This is a genomic window from Pseudomonas vlassakiae, assembly GCF_014269035.2.
Lineage (GTDB): Bacteria > Pseudomonadota > Gammaproteobacteria > Pseudomonadales > Pseudomonadaceae > Aquipseudomonas > Aquipseudomonas vlassakiae.
Window position 1 is genome coordinate 100048 of the sequence record NZ_JABWRP020000006.1, and the last position, 16083, is coordinate 116130.

Annotated in this window: 17 protein-coding genes; 11 read left to right on the forward strand and 6 right to left on the reverse strand. The window is 63.8% G+C overall.

The window, feature by feature from the left end; genetic code table 11:
• Window positions 1–6: 6 nt before the first annotated feature.
• A complete protein-coding gene (exaC, locus tag HU738_RS10100; RefSeq protein ID WP_186603382.1) occupies window positions 7–1527 on the reverse strand; it encodes an acetaldehyde dehydrogenase ExaC in 1521 nt (506 codons plus the stop codon).
• A 256-nt stretch (window positions 1528–1783) separates the two neighbouring features.
• Between exaC and HU738_RS10105 the strand changes: the two genes are divergently transcribed.
• The 4 genes from HU738_RS10105 to HU738_RS10120 all read left to right on the forward strand — a co-directional run bounded on the left by HU738_RS10105 (window position 1784) and on the right by HU738_RS10120 (window position 6023).
• Window positions 1784–3694, forward strand: a complete 1911-nt coding sequence (locus HU738_RS10105; protein ID WP_186603383.1) for a sigma-54-dependent Fis family transcriptional regulator — start codon at window positions 1784–1786, stop codon at window positions 3692–3694.
• Between the two features lie 69 nt (window positions 3695–3763).
• Window positions 3764–5113 carry a UDP-N-acetylmuramate:L-alanyl-gamma-D-glutamyl-meso-diaminopimelate ligase gene (mpl, locus tag HU738_RS10110; protein ID WP_186603384.1) on the forward strand — a complete coding sequence of 450 codons (1350 nt, stop codon included), beginning with the start codon at window positions 3764–3766 and terminating at the stop codon, window positions 5111–5113.
• Entirely contained in the window at window positions 5110–5739 is a 630-nt protein-coding gene (ubiX, locus tag HU738_RS10115; RefSeq protein WP_176507059.1) for a flavin prenyltransferase UbiX, read from the forward strand. The genes mpl and ubiX overlap by 4 nt, the downstream gene beginning before the upstream one ends.
• On the forward strand, window positions 5736–6023 hold the full coding sequence (locus HU738_RS10120) for a YceK/YidQ family lipoprotein (RefSeq protein ID WP_186603385.1): 288 nt from the start codon (window positions 5736–5738) through the stop codon (window positions 6021–6023). Before ubiX ends, HU738_RS10120 begins: the two co-directional genes overlap by 4 nt.
• A gap of 3 nt (window positions 6024–6026) precedes the next feature.
• Here HU738_RS10120 and HU738_RS10125 read toward each other — a convergent pair whose 3' ends face one another.
• The 3 genes from HU738_RS10125 to HU738_RS10135 all read right to left on the reverse strand — a co-directional run bounded on the left by HU738_RS10125 (window position 6027) and on the right by HU738_RS10135 (window position 9066).
• Window positions 6027–6671, reverse strand: coding sequence for an oxidoreductase (locus tag HU738_RS10125; RefSeq protein WP_176507061.1), 645 nt, complete (start codon window positions 6669–6671; stop codon window positions 6027–6029).
• A gap of 27 nt (window positions 6672–6698) precedes the next feature.
• The gene (locus HU738_RS10130) at window positions 6699–8432 is read right to left on the reverse strand and encodes a C13 family peptidase (protein WP_176507062.1); all 1734 of its coding nucleotides are present in this window, start codon (window positions 8430–8432) and stop codon (window positions 6699–6701) included.
• A 178-nt stretch (window positions 8433–8610) separates the two neighbouring features.
• The gene (locus HU738_RS10135) at window positions 8611–9066 is read right to left on the reverse strand and encodes a MaoC family dehydratase (RefSeq protein ID WP_186603386.1); all 456 of its coding nucleotides are present in this window, start codon (window positions 9064–9066) and stop codon (window positions 8611–8613) included.
• A 144-nt stretch (window positions 9067–9210) separates the two neighbouring features.
• Here HU738_RS10135 and HU738_RS10140 point away from each other — a divergent pair, with 144 nt between their 5' ends.
• Genes HU738_RS10140 through HU738_RS10150 form a run of 3 tightly spaced genes read left to right on the forward strand, consistent with a single transcriptional unit; the run spans window position 9211 to window position 10889 of the window.
• Window positions 9211–9576: a CidA/LrgA family protein gene (locus tag HU738_RS10140; RefSeq protein ID WP_176507063.1), complete on the forward strand. Its 366-nt coding sequence runs from the start codon at window positions 9211–9213 to the stop codon at window positions 9574–9576.
• Window positions 9573–10289, forward strand: a complete 717-nt coding sequence (locus HU738_RS10145) for an LrgB family protein (RefSeq protein ID WP_176507064.1) — start codon at window positions 9573–9575, stop codon at window positions 10287–10289. The genes HU738_RS10140 and HU738_RS10145 overlap by 4 nt, the downstream gene beginning before the upstream one ends.
• A gap of 9 nt (window positions 10290–10298) precedes the next feature.
• Entirely contained in the window at window positions 10299–10889 is a 591-nt protein-coding gene (locus HU738_RS10150) for an LON peptidase substrate-binding domain-containing protein (RefSeq protein WP_054886169.1), read from the forward strand.
• A 96-nt stretch (window positions 10890–10985) separates the two neighbouring features.
• On the opposite strand, the gene HU738_RS10155 is transcribed toward HU738_RS10150, so the two are convergent.
• Both HU738_RS10155 and HU738_RS10160 read right to left on the reverse strand, forming a co-directional pair.
• Window positions 10986–12302 (reverse strand): bifunctional DedA family/phosphatase PAP2 family protein, encoded by a 1317-nt coding sequence (locus HU738_RS10155; protein WP_176507065.1) that lies wholly within the window; start codon window positions 12300–12302, stop codon window positions 10986–10988.
• Between the two features lie 3 nt (window positions 12303–12305).
• On the reverse strand, window positions 12306–12998 hold the full coding sequence (locus tag HU738_RS10160; protein ID WP_186603387.1) for a DNA-3-methyladenine glycosylase: 693 nt from the start codon (window positions 12996–12998) through the stop codon (window positions 12306–12308).
• Between the two features lie 204 nt (window positions 12999–13202).
• Between HU738_RS10160 and HU738_RS10165 the strand changes: the two genes are divergently transcribed.
• The 4 genes from HU738_RS10165 to rlmH are packed head-to-tail and all read left to right on the forward strand — an operon-like array spanning window position 13203 to window position 16080.
• A complete protein-coding gene (locus tag HU738_RS10165) occupies window positions 13203–14474 on the forward strand; it encodes a glutamate-5-semialdehyde dehydrogenase (RefSeq protein ID WP_176507067.1) in 1272 nt (423 codons plus the stop codon).
• Between the two features lies 1 nt (window position 14475).
• On the forward strand, window positions 14476–15135 hold the full coding sequence (nadD, locus tag HU738_RS10170) for a nicotinate-nucleotide adenylyltransferase (RefSeq protein ID WP_176507068.1): 660 nt from the start codon (window positions 14476–14478) through the stop codon (window positions 15133–15135).
• A 45-nt stretch (window positions 15136–15180) separates the two neighbouring features.
• Window positions 15181–15603, forward strand: coding sequence for a ribosome silencing factor (rsfS, locus tag HU738_RS10175; protein ID WP_176507069.1), 423 nt, complete (start codon window positions 15181–15183; stop codon window positions 15601–15603).
• Window positions 15604–15612: 9 nt separating this feature from the next.
• Window positions 15613–16080 carry a 23S rRNA (pseudouridine(1915)-N(3))-methyltransferase RlmH gene (rlmH, locus tag HU738_RS10180; protein ID WP_008090421.1) on the forward strand — a complete coding sequence of 156 codons (468 nt, stop codon included), beginning with the start codon at window positions 15613–15615 and terminating at the stop codon, window positions 16078–16080.
• Window positions 16081–16083: the final 3 nt, after the last annotated feature.

Consider the following 16083-nt stretch of genomic DNA (forward strand, 5'->3'; position numbering starts at 1 on the left):
ACTGTTTTAGAAGAAGCCCAGCGGGTTGATGTCGTAGCTCACCAGCAGGTTCTTGGTCTGCTGATAGTGGTCGAGCATCATCTTGTGGGTTTCACGGCCGACGCCGGACTTCTTGTAGCCACCGAATGCAGCATGCGCCGGGTACAGGTGGTAGCAGTTGGTCCACACGCGGCCCGCCTTGATGCCACGGCCCATGCGGTAGGCGCGGTTGATGTCGCGGGTCCACACGCCGGCACCGAGGCCGAACTCGGTGTCGTTGGCAATGGCCAGGGCTTCGGCTTCGTCCTTGAAGGTGGTGACGCTGACCACCGGGCCGAAGATTTCTTCCTGGAACACGCGCATGCGGTTGTTGCCTTTGAGCAGGGTCGGCTGGATGTAGTAACCGGTGGCCAGCGAGCCTTCGAGTTTTTCCACCTTGCCGCCGGTCAGCAGCTCGGCGCCTTCCTGCTGGGCGATGTCGAGGTACGAGAGGATCTTCTCGAACTGCTGCTGGGAGGCCTGGGCGCCGACCATGGTGTCGGTGTCGAGCGGGTCGCCGCGCTTGATTTGCAGGACCTTCTTCATCACCACTTCCATGAACTGCGGGTAGATCGACTCCTGCACCAGCGCGCGCGATGGGCAGGTGCACACCTCGCCCTGGTTGAAGAACGCCAGCACCATGCCTTCGGCGGCCTTGTCGATGAAGCTCGGCTCGGCCTGCATGATGTCTTCGAAGTACACGTTCGGCGACTTGCCACCCAGCTCGACGGTGGACGGGATGATGTTCTCGGCCGCGCATTTCATGATGTGCGAGCCGACCGGGGTGGAGCCGGTGAAGGCGATCTTGGCGATACGCTTGCTGGTGGCCAGTGCTTCACCGGCCTCGCGGCCATAGCCTTGCACCACGTTGAGCACGCCTTTGGGCAGCAGGTCGCCAATCAGCTCGACCAGCACGGTGATGCCCAGTGGTGTCTGTTCGGCCGGCTTGAGCACCACGCAGTTGCCGGCGGCCAGGGCTGGGGCAAGCTTCCAGGCGGCCATCAGGATCGGGAAGTTCCACGGGATGATCTGCCCGACCACACCCAGTGGCTCATGGATGTGATAGGCCACGGTGTTTTCGTTGATTTCGGCAGCGCCGCCTTCCTGGGCGCGGATGCAGCCGGCAAAGTAGCGGAAGTGGTCGACGGCCAGCGGGATATCGGCGTTGAGGGTTTCGCGGATCGGCTTGCCGTTGTCCCAGGTTTCGGTAATGGCCAGGATTTCCAGGTTCTGCTCGATACGGTCGGCAATCTTCAGCAGGATGTTGGAGCGGTCCTGTACCGAGGTGCGGCCCCAGGCGTCGGCGGCGGCATGGGCGGCATCCAGGGCTTTCTCGATGTCTTCGGCAGTGGAACGCGGGAATTCGGCGATCAGCTGGCCGTTCACCGGGGAAGTGTTGTCGAAGTACTGGCCTTTGACGGGGGCCACGAATTCGCCACCGATGAAGTTGCCGTAGCGCTTCTTGAAGGAAACCTTCGCGCCCTCGGTACCGGGATGTGCGTAACGCATGGTGTGTCTCCTGGCTGTTATGTTTGTTGAGGAGTTGGAAAGCGTAGAGCAAAGGTTGGGCCAGCGTGGTGCAAGCCAGTGGAATCAATGACTTGGGTCAAGCTGCAATGCGGGCGGGAAGCGGCCCTGTGCCAAGCCTGGCACGCCCGGGGTGACACTTTGTACCGTTTGCGACACGTTGCCGGTGGGCACGTTGCAAACCCTGCCCGGGTGGAGGATGCTGGCGTGAATCTCTATCTGCGGAGAACAACAACAAATGCAGAGCAACTCATTCAGCCGCCATGCCCAGCAGGTGCATACCGTCGCCCGTGGTGAAGCTGGCAGCGACCCGTCGATTGCCCGCTCCTGGTTGCGCTGCCTGGACGACTATCATCTCGACCCGTCAGTGATCGAGGCGCCGGTGGTGCTGGAACACGGCCGCCTGCTCGAGAGCCGCGAGCGCCTGCGCCAGGTGCTGAAGATCGCCGACAGCGAGATGAACAGCCTGCACCAGCAGCTCTCCGGTGCCGGCCATGCGGTGCTGCTGACCGATGCCCGAGGGGTGATCCTCAACTGTGTCACCGCGCCCAGCGAGCGGCGCAACTTCGAGCGTGCCGGGCTGTGGCTGGGCGCGGACTGGAGCGAGGCGCGCGAGGGTACCAATGGCATCGGCACCTGCCTGGTCGAGCGCCAGGCCCTGACCATTCACCAGAATGAACACTTTCGCGGCCGCCATACCGGGCTGACCTGCTCGGCGAGCCCGGTGTTCGACCCGCACGGTGAGCTGCTGGCGGTGCTCGATGTGTCCTCGGCGCGGCCGGACGTGTCGCGCCAGAGCCAGTTCCACACCATGGCGCTGGTCAACCTTTCGGCGAAGATGATCGAGAGCTGCTATTTCCTGCGTCATTTCGAGCAGCAGTGGTTGCTGCGCATCCACGTGCAGGCGGAGTCGGTCGGCCAGTTCAGTGAAGGGTTGCTGGCGTTCGACGGCGATGGTCGGATCTGCGCCGCCAACCAGAGTGCCCTGAACCTGCTCGGCACCATTCGCGGGGGCGTGTTGGGCAAACCGCTGGAGATGTTCTTCGCCTGCAGCCACGACGAGCTGTTCAGCCGCGCTACGCCAGGCGGCGGTACGGTCTGGCCGTTGCGCACCCGTGATGGACGCCAGGTGTTCGCCAGCCTGCGCGGCCAGGCGCAGGCGCCGCGATGGACGGTGCCGGCCAGCCTGCCCCAGGCCAGGCCTGCCGCAGCGCCGGGCATCTGCCTGCTGGACCCGGCCCTGCAACACGATTTTCAACGTGCCGTGCGCGTGTTCGAGCGCGATGTGCCGCTGCTGCTGCGCGGCGAGACCGGTTGCGGTAAAGAAGCCTTTGCCCAGGCCGTGCACCAGGCCAGCCAGCGCCGTGGCAAGCCGTTCGTGGCGGTCAACTGTGCGTCGATCCCCGAGAGCCTGATCGAAAGTGAGCTGTTCGGCTACCGCGGTGGCAGCTTTACCGGAGCACGCAAAGAGGGCATGCGTGGCAAGCTGCTGCAGGCTGATGGCGGTACCTTGTTGCTGGACGAGATAGGCGACATGCCGCTGGCGTTGCAGACCCGCCTGTTGCGGGTGCTGGAAGAGCGCCAGGTGGTGCCGATTGGTGGTGAGCCGCAGGCGGTGGATGTGCGGATCGTCAGCGCCACCCACCGCGACTTGCTGGAACGGGTGGAGCAGGGCAGTTTCCGCGAAGACCTGTACTACCGGCTCAATGGCCTGGAGGTGGCGCTGCCAGCGGTGCGCGAGCGTAGTGACAAGGAGCAGTTGCTGGATTTCCTGCTGCATCAAGAGGCACAGGGGCAGGTGGTCCGATTGGCGCCCGAGGCGCGTCAGGCACTGCTTGGCTTTGCCTGGCCGGGGAACGTCCGGCAGATGCGCAACGTGCTACGGACCTTGGTGGCGCTGTGCGAAGACACCATCATCCACTTCCTGGACCTTCCCGCCATCATCAAGACGTACGCGCCCTCTGTGGGAGCGGCTGTCGAGCCTGAAGTTTCGGAGGGCGTCGATGTATTGCAGAGTGCTGAACATCAGGCGCTGATGGAAGTGCTGGAAGCAAAACACTGGCACCTGACCCGGGTCGCCGAGCACCTGGGCATCAGCCGCAATACCTTATATCGAAAACTTCGAAAACACGGCATCAGCCGCGTGTAATAACCGAAACAGCGTGTGCGATTTTTCTCGCCCTAGGCTACCCTGCCTCGAAGTTTTGCGAGGTCGACCATGCATATTCATATTCTCGGTATTTGCGGCACTTTCATGGGTTCGCTGGCCGTGCTGGCCAAAGAGCTCGGCCACCGCGTCACCGGCTCCGACGCCAACGTCTATCCGCCCATGAGCACCCAGCTCGAAGCCCAGGGCATCGAGCTGACCCAGGGCTACGACCCGGCTCAGCTGGACCCTGCACCAGACCTGGTAGTGATCGGCAACGCCATGTCGCGGGGCAACCCGGCGGTGGAGTATGTGCTGAACAAGGGCTTGCCTTATGTGTCCGGCCCGCAGTGGCTGGCCGACCATGTGCTGCAGGGCCGCTGGGTGCTGGCCGTGGCGGGCACCCACGGCAAGACCACCACCAGCAGCATGCTGGCCTGGGTGCTGGAGCACGCCGGCATGAGCCCGGGCTTCCTGATCGGCGGCGTGCCGCAGAACTTCTCGGTGTCGGCGCGCCTGGGCGGCACACCGTTCTTCGTGGTCGAGGCCGACGAATACGACAGCGCCTTCTTCGACAAGCGTTCGAAGTTTGTGCATTACCACCCGCGCACCGCGATCCTCAACAACCTTGAGTTCGACCACGCGGACATCTTTCCTGACCTGGCGTCCATCGAGCGGCAGTTCCATCACCTGGTACGGACCATCCCGAGCGAAGGCCTGGTCATTCACCCGACCACCGAGCAGGCGCTGGAGCGGGTGATCGGCATGGGCTGCTGGACCCCGGTGCAGACCACCGGTGAAGGTGGCGAGTGGCAGGCTCGCCTGCTCAGTGCCGACGGATCGCGTTTCGAGGTGCTGTTCGAGGGTGAGGTGCAGGGTGTGGTGGACTGGGCACTGACCGGTCAGCACAACGTCGCCAACGCCCTCGCCACGCTGGCCGCCGCCCGTCATGTTGGCGTTGTGCCGGCAATGGGTATCGAAGGCCTGAGTGCGTTCAAGAGCGTCAAGCGGCGCATGGAAAAGGTGGCTGAGGTCCAGGGCGTGACCATCTACGATGATTTCGCCCACCATCCGACGGCCATTGCCACCACACTCGACGGCTTGCGCAAGCGGGTGGGTGAAGCGCCGGTCATCGCCATCATCGAGCCGCGCTCCAACTCCATGAAGCTGGGCGCCCATCGAGATGGCCTGCCGGAAAGCGTCAATGACGCCGACCAGGTGATCTGGTACGCGCCCGCCAACCTGGGTTGGGACCTGGCCGGCACTGCCGCGCAATGCAAGGTGCCCAGTGTGGTGGCCGACAGCCTTGACGCGATCATCGACCGGGTCAAGGGCCAGGCTCGCCCGGGTACCCATGTGGTGATCATGAGCAATGGCGGCTTCGGCGGCCTGCATGGCAAGTTGGCCGAGGCACTGCAGTGAGCGGCCCGGAACGCATCACCCTGGCCATGACTGGCGCCTCCGGCGTGCAATATGGCCTGCGCCTGCTCGATTGCCTGGTGCGCGAGGACCGCGAGGTGCATTTCCTCATCTCCAAGGCTGCGCAACTGGTGATGGCCACCGAGACCGACGTGCTCCTGCCGGCCAAGCCGCAGGCCATGCAGGCGTTTCTCACCGAATACACGGGTGCTGCCGATGGGCAGATCCGTGTCTATGGCAAGGAAGACTGGATGTCGCCGGTGGCTTCGGGCTCTGGGGCGCCAGCGGCGATGGTGGTGGTGCCGTGTTCAACCGGTACCTTGTCGGCAATCGCCACCGGCGCCTGCAACAACCTGATCGAGCGAGCCGCCGACGTCACCCTCAAGGAGCGTCGGCAGCTGATCCTGGTGCCACGCGAGGCACCGTTGTCGACCATTCACCTGGAGAACATGCTCAAGTTGTCACAGATGGGGGCAGTGATCCTGCCGGCGGCACCGGGGTTCTATCATCAGCCGCAGACCATCGATGACCTGATCGACTTCGTCGTGGCGCGCATTCTCAACCTGTTGAACATTCCACAGGACATGTTGCCGCGCTGGGGCGAGCATCACTTCGGGGCTGATGAGTGAGGCGCTTTCTGGCCGGCTTGCTGGCGGCAAGCCTGCTTGGCGGCTGCGCCACGGTGCGTACGCTGGACGCCAACAAGCCTGGGGCGCCAGTGGTGTATGCCGGGACCCGGCTGGATCTGTACGTGATCAAGGGTGGCTGCTGCCCCAAGGATCGCTTCGGGGCCGAGGCACCGGCGTATCCTCACCTGGACCTGCCTGGCAGCATGCTGCTGGACACGCTGTTCCTGCCGCTGTCATTGCTGACGGCGGCAGGCATAGGGTTTCAGGCTACGGGTGGCCTGTAGCGGCTAATTCTTGCCGAGCCTGCGTAACTCGTCGGACTCGACCACGCGGATTCCGTCCTCTTCTTCCAGCGCCAGGCGCCACAACGCCCGTGCCAGTGTGCATGCCTCGATCCCGCGATATTTACCTGGCATCAACTTCGAGAACGGCGAGGCCAGCTTCTCACCCAGGCGGGGTTCCACCCGTTCACCGAGCAGCAACGATGGCCGTACGATGGTCAGTTGTGGCCAGTCCTGCGCTTTGAGCGCTTCTTCCATTTCGCCTTTGACCCGGTTGTAGAAGATCGACGACTTGGGGTCTGCTCCAAGGGCGCTGACTACCAGCAGGTGACGCGCACCCATTTCCCGTGCGCGCTTGCTGAAGGCTACGACCATGTCCAGATCGACGGCGCGAAACGCTTGCTCAGAGCCCGCCTGCTTGAGGGTGGTGCCCAGGCAGCAATAGGCAATATCGACCCGGCCGGCCAGTTGCGGGAGAAACACTGCGGGGTCGCCCACCGGGTTTTCCAGGTGGGGGTGCTCGGCCAGTGGCCGACGGGTCGGGGCCAGCACGCGACTGATGGTGGGTTCGTTGAGCAGGCGGTCGAGCAGGTGCTCACCAGTAAGGCCGGTGGCACCGGCAAGCAGGACATGCTGAGGCGTCAAATACATGATGTCTCTCCCTTGTTACACACAAGCTTAGCGGCTGGCAGGCGTTTTTGCCTGTTCCTCCGGCTTGGCCTGTGCCGCATTACGCAAGGCTTCCTCGGCCTGGTGCTTACGCAGTTGTTGCCAGTGTGCCAGTACTGCGGGCGGCGCCCAGATCTGGGGTTCGGAGGCCTCGAAACCTTCCCTCCGTTCTCTTTCGGCAACACTGGCGCGCGCCAGTTCAAACGCTTGTTTCAGGTCATCGGTCTGGTTCAAGGCCTCGGCGAACAAGGCATCGCCGAAGTAGGTGAAGTCAGCTTCTTCCGAGCACCCGAACGACACCCGGTCGGCACGGGCGGCCGTCATGATCAGCGTACGGTCATCCTTGAGCGGGGGGATATAGCCACCTGAATAACAGGCGGAGATGACAATGATCTTGTCGCGGTCCTTGAGCGGGGCCAGGGCGCTGGCCAATTCGTCGGCGGACAGGTCGGCCAGCTGCAGGCGCGGTTGGTCGAGCACCAGCTGGTGGTCCTGGCTGCCGTGGCTGGTCAGGTAGATGAAGATCAAGTCTTCCGGGCCGCTGCGTTCGGCCAGGGTGCGGGCGGCGCGGCTGAGATTCTCGCGGGTGGCCATGGGGCGGGTGGTCATCTGGTCGCGGTGGTTGACCAAGGTGACCTGGCCACGGGCACCGAAACGCACATTGAGCATGTTGCTGACATAGTCGGCTTCGCGCAGGAACACGCTCTGCTGGCCATCACCGGCCACTACGAGGCTGTACAGCTGGACGGGCGGCGCCGAGCGCGGTACCCGCGCCAGGGCTTCATCGAGCAGGCGGCCCTGATTGAGCAGGGCCAGGTCCAGCGGGTCGGGCAGTAGCTTGCCTTTCTGGTCACGTACGCGCACACCATTGACCCAGAAGCCGCTTTCGACCTGGCCGCTGGCCAGCGTCAGCTTGCCGTGGCCCTGGTAGGCGTCGTTGTCGAAACCGCCGACGTACTGGCTGCCATCCGGCAACTGCAGGCTGCCTTGGCCAGACAGGTGCCAGTCGACGAAGGTGCCTTTGTAGTGGCTGCCGTCGCTGCCGAGCAATTCGCCTTCCCCGGTCAGCGAACCGTCCTTGAACTCGCCGATCCAGACGTCGCCGTCGGCGTTCTCGTAGCGGCCACGACCCTCCAGGCGGTTGTCCTTGAACTCACCGATGTATTGCTCGCCATCGACGCTGTCGTAGGTGCCGCTGCCCTGCAACTGGCCATCGACGAAGCGGCCGCTGAACTGGTTGCCGCTGGCATCGCTGCGCACGCCAGCGCCATTGGGTTTGCCTTTGGCGAACAAGCCTTGGTAGCGGCTGCCGTCGGCCATTTCCAGTTCGCCTGCGCCTTCGTACTGGTCATCCTTGAATTGGCCGCGGTAGGTCAGGTCGGCCTGCTTGAGCGTACCTTCACCGTCACGTCGGCCGTGGCTGAAGGTGCCGGCATAGTGGCTGCCGGGGGTGGTCAGGTCGCCCAGGCCGTGGAACAGCCCCTTGTCGAACTGGCCTCGGTAGATCTCGCCATTGCTGCCGTGCCACTCGCCCTGGCCGTGCCACTGGCCGTCCTTGAAGCTGCCGGCGTACCAGCTGCCGTTGGGGTAGTCGATGCGCCCCTCGCCCTGCAGCAACCCATCGACCACCTGCCCACGGTAGCGGCCACCGTCGGGCAGGCGCGCGTCAGGCGGGGACAACGATTCACCATCGCCACAGGCTGCGAGCATCAGGGTCAGTGCGAGGGGGAGCAGTGGACGCATGGCGGAATCCGGGCAAAAGGTCTGCCGAGTATGCCGCAGAATACGGGGCGCAGGTATCTGTGATCCAATCGGAATCGGTGTTGGATTGTTCGCGGGTGAGTCCGCTCGCGCAGGTACGGCACAAGGCCTTGCCGTGTGGCGATCCTATGGGAGCGGGTTCACCCGCAAATCGGCCCTGTCAGACGAAGCAGAGCGAGAGGGGTTCAGCGATATAGGCCGGCTTCTCTTCGCCTTCGATCTCCAGGGTAGCGGTCGCCTTGAGCAGCCACTGCCCGGGCTTCTTCTCGGTCACCTCACCCAGGTCCACCTTCAGTCGAACCTTGCTGTCGACCTTTACCGGCTGGATGAAACGCACGCTGTCGAGTCCATAATTGACCACCATCCTCAACCCCTCAGGCAGTACCAGGATGTCCATCATCAGCATGGGGATCAGCGACAAGGTCAGGAAACCGTGCGCGATGGTGGTGCCGAACGGGGTTTTCGCCGCTTTTTCAGGGTCGACATGGATGAACTGGAAATCGCCGGTGGCTTCGGCGAACAGGTTGATGCGCTGCTGGTCGATCTTCAGCCAGTCGGAACGTCCCAGCTCCTTTCCAACGTACTGCGATAGCTCGTTTACCGGTACATAGGGCATCGCGACTCTCCAGGTTGTCTTTTGGTACGAAAGTGCAAGATCAGCACGGCGAACCGTTTCAGTCAAGAAGCCCGCATTTCGGCGAATATCGGCTTATACGCAGCGCGTGCTTATAATGACGCGGCGTGCCTGAAGGAGATCCTTATGCTGTTGCGTGGTTTGACCTGGCTGGTGCTGTTTCAGCTGCTGGGTACGGCGCTCAATCACTTGTGTGTGCCGATTCTGCCGGGCCCGATCATCGGCCTGTTGTTGCTGCTGTTTTTCCTCATGGCTCGCGGCGAGGTCGGCAAGCCGCTGAGCGAGGCCGCCGGTAGCCTGCTGCGTTACCTGCCATTGCTGCTGGTGCCACCGGCGGTGGGGGTGATGGTCTACGCCAAGGACATTGCCGCAGACTTCTGGGCGATTGCCGGTGCGTTGCTGATTTCCTGCCTGGTCACCCTGGTGTTCGTCGGCCTGCTGATGCAGAAGCTCATCGACCGCCAACACGGCAAGCACGAGGAGTCGCCATGATCTTTGATTGGCAGGGCGCGCTCGACGCGGTCATCCACCATCCCTTGTTCGGTATCGGCATCACGTTGGGCGCGTACCAGATAGTGCTGGCCGCCTACGAAAAGACCCGCTGGCTGTTCCTGCAACCGGTATTGGTGTCGATGCTGCTGGTGATCGGCGTGCTGCTGACCTGCGGCATTGGCTACGCCGAATACCGCAAAAGCACCGAAATCATGAACATCCTCCTCGGCCCCGCCACCGTGGCCCTGGCGGTGCCGCTCTATCTCAACCTTCGGCGCATCCGGCAGCTGTTCTGGCCGACTTTTACTACGCTGGTAATCGGAGGCCTGTTCGCCACGGTCTGCTGCTTGCTGCTGGGCTGGTGGTTCGGTGCCGAACACATGATCCTGATGACCATGGCGCCGAAATCGGTCACTTCGCCGATCGCCATGCTGGTGGCGGAACAGATTGGTGGCGTGGCGGCGCTGGCGGCCGTGTTCGTGTTGATTACCGGGGTGATCGGGGCAATCTTCGGCCCGGCATTGCTGACCCGGCTGGGTGTGCACAGCCCGGAGGCGCGTGGCATGTCGCTAGGTGTGACGGCTCATGCCGTGGGCACTTCGGTGGCCTTGCAGGAAAGTGACGAGTGCGGCGCTTTTGCCGCACTGGCGATGAGCCTGATGGGGGTGGCCACGGCGGTGTTCCTGCCGTTGGCGGTCAGCCTGGTGGCTTGAGGAGTTGTGATGACGCTACCGCTGTTTCCCCTCAATACCGTGTTGTTTCCCGGTTGCCTGCTGGATCTGCAGATCTTCGAGGCGCGTTACCTGGACATGATTGGCCGCTGCATGAAGCAGGGCACTGGCTTTGGCGTGGTGTGCATCGTCGAAGGCGAGCAGGTCGGCAAGGCGCCGCCGGTGGTGGCTTCGATCGGTTGCGAGGCGATGATTCGTGACTTCGTCCAGCAGGACAACGGTTTGCTGGGTATTCGCGTGGAAGGTGTACGGCGCTTCGAGTTGAGCCAGACCGAAGTGCAGAAGGACCAATTGCTGGTCGGCGAGGTGCATTGGCTGGCGGAGCAACCGGACAGCCCGCTCACCGATCACGACGATGACTTGCTGGCGCTGTTGGTGGCCCTGGGCGAGCATCCGATGGTCGAGGCGCTGGACATGCCGCGGGACGTCGACGGGCGCCAGGCCCTGGCCAACCAACTGGCGTACCTGTTGCCGTTCATGGAAGAGGACAAGCTGGACTTGCTGGCGATCGACTCGCCGGCGCAGCGGCTGGAAGAGATCCAGAAGCTGCTGGAGCGCATTCAGGGTGAGTTGTTCGCCTGATTGAGCTCAGGCCTCTTCGCGGCTGAAGCCGTTCCCACAGGACCGAACAATACCTGTAGGTGCGGCTTGAGCCGCGAGAGGCCGGTGAAGGCAACATCAGTACTGGTAGCGAAGCAGGGCATGAGGCAGCGCGTGCATGGCAAAGAACGCCAGCAGCGCGATACACGCCGGCAGCACCAGCCACCAGACTTTTTGCGGCAGTGCTGTCAGCGGCTGCCGATGCTGTACCAGGGTCAGGCTCAGAGCGCACACGCAACAGGCCAGCAGGGCACCGGCCATGATGTCGGTCGGCCAATGGGCACCCAGGTACACCCGCGACAAGGCAATCGCCAGCGCCGGGATGCAGCCCAGCATCACCCAGGTCAGGCGCATGCGCGGCGGCATGCCGCGCCCGGCCAGCACCGCCAGGGTCAGGAAGAATGCGAACGATGCCGAACTGTGCCCGCTGGGCATGCTGTAGCTGGTCAACGGGTCGCTGAGTACTTCAGGGCGGGCTCGGGCGAACAGCCATTTGAGCGTGCCATTGGCCAGCGCCGTGCCAATCAGCGTACCGCCCGCGAACAGGGCATGGCGCCACTGACGCGCCAGGAGCAGCAAGCCGGTCAGCAAACCGCCCAGGAAAAACTGGGTCTTGAAGTCGCCCAAGCGGGTCACCAGCACCACGGTGCCGTCAATGGCTTTGCTACGGTGCTCCTGCACCAGCGTCATCACGCCTTGATCGAAGGCCTGCAGGTAGGGCCAGCCAAGAAACACCGCCGTCAGGGCGATGAAGCTGAGGCCGGCGATCAGCCGGGTACCATGACGCTGATCGCGCAGGCTGCTGTTCAGGCTCAGGCCGATCAGTACCGCCAGGGTCCCGGCGATGATGCCGGCATCCAGCCAGAAACCTTCCGGCAAGGGCAGGCGCATGGCCGCACCGGTGGCCCAGCCGGGCAGCAGATAGGCCACCGACCAACCGGCACCCGCCACAAGGCTGACGGCGATGAAGCGCGGCAGCGGCATATCGAACATCCCGGCCACCATGGGCAGCATCGGCCGCAGCGGGCCGATGAAGCGGCCGACCAGCAGGCTGGCGATGCCGTAGCGCTGGAAGTAGGCCTCGGCGCTGCCGATCCATTCGGGGTGATGGCGAAGCAGCGGCAGGCGGCGGATGTTCTGGTGGAAGTACTTGCCGACAGTGTATGACAGCGCGTCACCGAGCAGGCCGCCGAGGAACCCCAGCAGCAGGGTTTCACCCAGGCTGAATGCACCACTGCCGGCCAGCACGGCAACGGCAAACAGCAGTACCGTGCCCGGCACGATGATGCCGGCAATGGCCAGGCACTCGACGCACGCCACCAAAAAAATCGCCAGGCCAAGCCACTGGGGGTTGGCGCTGAGCCAGCCTGTCAGGCTGTCGAGCCATTGGCCCATGTTTCAGCTTCCTTGTTTGAGGGTGAAAAAGTCTTGCCCTTCGACTTGGCCCCGGCGCAGCGGGTTCCGGGTGCAGAAACGGGCGTATTCGGCATCGACGAAGCGGTACGGCAGGTGCTCGTCGCGCCCGTGGGGAATGCCCAACCGTGCCGTTTGGATCACCCTTGGCACGGCGATGCCGCAGTCTTCGACGTACAGGCGCTCGGGGTCGAAACGTTGTGCGTCCCAGTGCGGCACTTTCAGGCCCATGGCCTTGCACAACAGGGTCTGCCCGGCGCACAGGCGTTCAGGTGGGCGCAGGTTGCCGCTGGCGTCGGGGTTGTTCAGTTGCATCTGCGCCAGGCTGTTGGCATCGGAGACGGCGTCGATCCAGGGATAGGCGGACTTGATCAGCACGGCGTTGCCTGGGCCCTGGGCACTGAAGTTGAGCGAGTCGCCGCCGCGGGCGTAATACATGTAGATGTGCCCGCCGTCGAGGAACAGCGCCTTGCGTTTTTCGGTGTAGCCGAGCGACGCGTGGCTGCCTTTGTCGGTCAGGTAGTAGGCCTCGGTCTCGATGATCCGCGCGGCCAGCCACAGGTCGCCTTGGCGATGACGGATGACTTTGCCCAGCAACGCCTTGGCCAAGGTCTGGGCGTCGCGGTCGAAAAAGCTGTCAGGGAGGGTGCGTGCAGGGCAGGGGGCTGAGGCTGGCATGCTGGCGGTTCGTGGCAGTAAAGGCGGGGATGATAGCAATGAATAGCTTAATCGAGGCTGAACCGGGACAGTTCGATAAGCGCGGTTACATCTTTCCTATGGATTCTGCCGAGCCATTTTCGACCATCCGCCACCCGCCGCTGGGCGTATACCTGCGCGACAGTTATAATCAGCCGATTTCCCCTTCGCCAAGACACCGAACCCATGACTGAGTCCGTTCTTGACTACATGACCCGCCTGGGTCGCGCCGCACGCCAGGCTTCCCGCGTCATCGCACGTGCCAGCACCGCGCAGAAGAACCGCGCCCTGCAGGCCGCCGCCGATGCGCTGGATGCTGCGCGCGCCGAGCTTGCCGCAGCCAACGAGCTGGACCTGGCCGCCGGCCGTGCCAATGGCCTGGAGGCGGCGCTGCTTGACCGCCTGGCGCTGACCCCGGCGCGTATCGACGGCATGATCACCGGCCTGCGCCAGGTGGCAAGCCTGCCAGACCCGGTCGGCGCCATCCGCGACATGAGCTACCGGCCGTCGGGCATTCAGGTCGGCAAGATGCGCGTGCCGTTGGGGGTTATCGGGATCATCTACGAGTCGCGCCCGAACGTGACCATCGATGCCGCCAGCCTGTGCCTGAAATCGGGCAACGCCACCATTCTGCGTGGCGGTTCCGAGGCCATTCACTCCAACCGTGCCATCGCCACCTGCATCCAGCGTGGCCTGGCTGCGGCCGGCTTGCCGGCTGCCGTGGTGCAGGTGGTCGAGACCACCGACCGCGAGGCCGTTGGCGCGCTGATCAGCATGCCCGAGTTCGTCGACGTCATCGTGCCGCGCGGTGGCCGTGGCCTGATCGAGCGCATCAGCCGCGATGCCCGGGTGCCGGTCATCAAGCACCTGGACGGTATCTGCCACGTCTATGTGGCCGAGCACGCCGACCTGGACAAGGCCTGGCGAGTGGCATTCAACGCCAAGACCTACCGCTACGGCATCTGTGGTGCGATGGAAACCCTGCTGGTCGACCAGCGCGTGGCCGAAGGCTTCCTGCCGGAAATGGCCCGCCGCTTCCAGGAGAAGGGCGTCGAACTGCGTGGCTGCGAGCGTACCCGCGGGTTGATCGAGGCCAGGCCGGCCACTGAAGACGACTGGCACACCGAGTACCTCGACGCGATCCTGTCGATCCGCGTCGTCGACGGCCTGGACCAGGCCATCGAGCACATCAACCAGTACGGCTCGCACCACACCGACTCGATCATTACCGAACATCAAGGCCAGGCCCGCCAGTTCATGGCCGAGGTCGATTCGGCATCGGTGATGCTCAACACCCCGACCTGTTTCGCCGATGGCTTCGAGTACGGCCTGGGCGCTGAAATCGGCATTTCCACCGACAAGCTGCATGCCCGCGGCCCGGTCGGCCTGGAAGGCCTGACCTGCGAGAAGTATGTGGTGATCGGTGACGGCCAACTGCGCGGCCAGGAGTCCTGCTGAGTTGAGCAAGGCCCAGGCAGTCCGGCGCATCGGCATTCTTGGCGGTACCTTCGACCCCGTGCACATCGGCCACCTGCGCAGCGCGCTGGAAGTGGCCGAGTTCATGGCGCTCGATGAGCTGCGCCTGTTGCCCAATGCCCGCCCGCCACACCGCGATACCCCGCAGGTGGCGGCGCAGGACCGCCTGGCCATGGTTCGTCAAGCGGTGCAGGGCGTCGACTGCCTCAGCGTCGATGCCCGCGAACTCGAACGCGACAAACCGTCGTACACCATCGACACGCTGGAATCGATCCGCGCCGAGCTGGGCGTCGACGACCAGCTGTTCCTGGTGCTCGGCTGGGATGCCTTCTGTGGCCTGCCCACCTGGCACCGCTGGGAAGAACTGCTGCAACACTGTCACATCCTGGTGCTGCAACGCCCGGATGCGGACGTTGAACCCCCTGACGAGTTGCGCAACCTGCTGGCTGCGCGCTCGGAGAGCGATCCCACCGCCATGTCCGGCCCGGCGGGGAATATTTCGTTCGTCTGGCAGACGCCGCTTGCGGTGTCGGCTACACAGATCCGACAGCTGCTGGCCAGCGGCAAATCGGTGAGGTTCCTGGTGCCGGACGCCGTACTGGCCTACATCGAGGCGCACGAACTGTATCGTGCCCCTCACTGACGGTGCCCCCAGGGCGCCTCATCCAAACGAGTTGAAGAGTTTTTTATGAGCAAGCAGAAAATCAATGGCGAAGAACTGGTCAAGCTGACCATCAGCGCCCTGGAAGACGTCAAGGCCCAGGATATCCAGGTCATCGACGTGCGCGAAAAGCACAGCCTGACCGACTACATGATCATTGCCACCGGTACTTCCAACCGCCAGATCAACGCGATGCTGGAAAAGGTCCGTGAAGCGGTCAAGGCCAAGGGCGCACAGCCGCTGGGTGAAGAAGGCAAGGGCGACAGCGACTGGGTACTGCTGGACCTGAACGACGTCATCGTGCACATGATGACCGCCGCTGCCCGCCAGTTCTATGACCTGGAGCGCCTGTGGATGGGCGCCGAGCAGAGCCGTGCGGCCGATGCCAAGCACCACAGCCCGGAAAACGCCAGCGACTACTTCACCGACAAGCTGAAAGACCGTGAATAAGGAAGCGTCGTGCGCCTGCGTCTGATCGCGGTCGGCTCGCGTATGCCCAAGTGGGTCGAGGAAGGCTGGCATGAATATGCCAAGCGCCTGCCCCAGGAGCTGTCGCTGGAGCTGGTGGAAATCCCGCTGAACACCCGTGGCAAGAATGCCGACGTCGCCCGCCTGATCCGTCAGGAGGGCGAGGCCATGCTGAGCAAGGTTCAGCCTGGGGAACGCATTGTCACCCTCGAGGTCCATGGCAAGCCCTGGAGTACCGAGCAGCTGGCGACCGAGCTGGACCGCTGGCGCCTGGACTCGCGCACGGTGAATTTGATGGTGGGCGGTCCGGAGGGGCTGGCGCCTGAGGTCTGCGCACGCGCCGAGCAGCGCTGGTCGCTGTCGCCGCTGACCCTGCCGCACCCGTTGGTAAGGATACTCATCGGCGAACAGATCTACCGCGCCTGGACGGTATTGTCCGGGCACCCTTACCACAAATGAGCC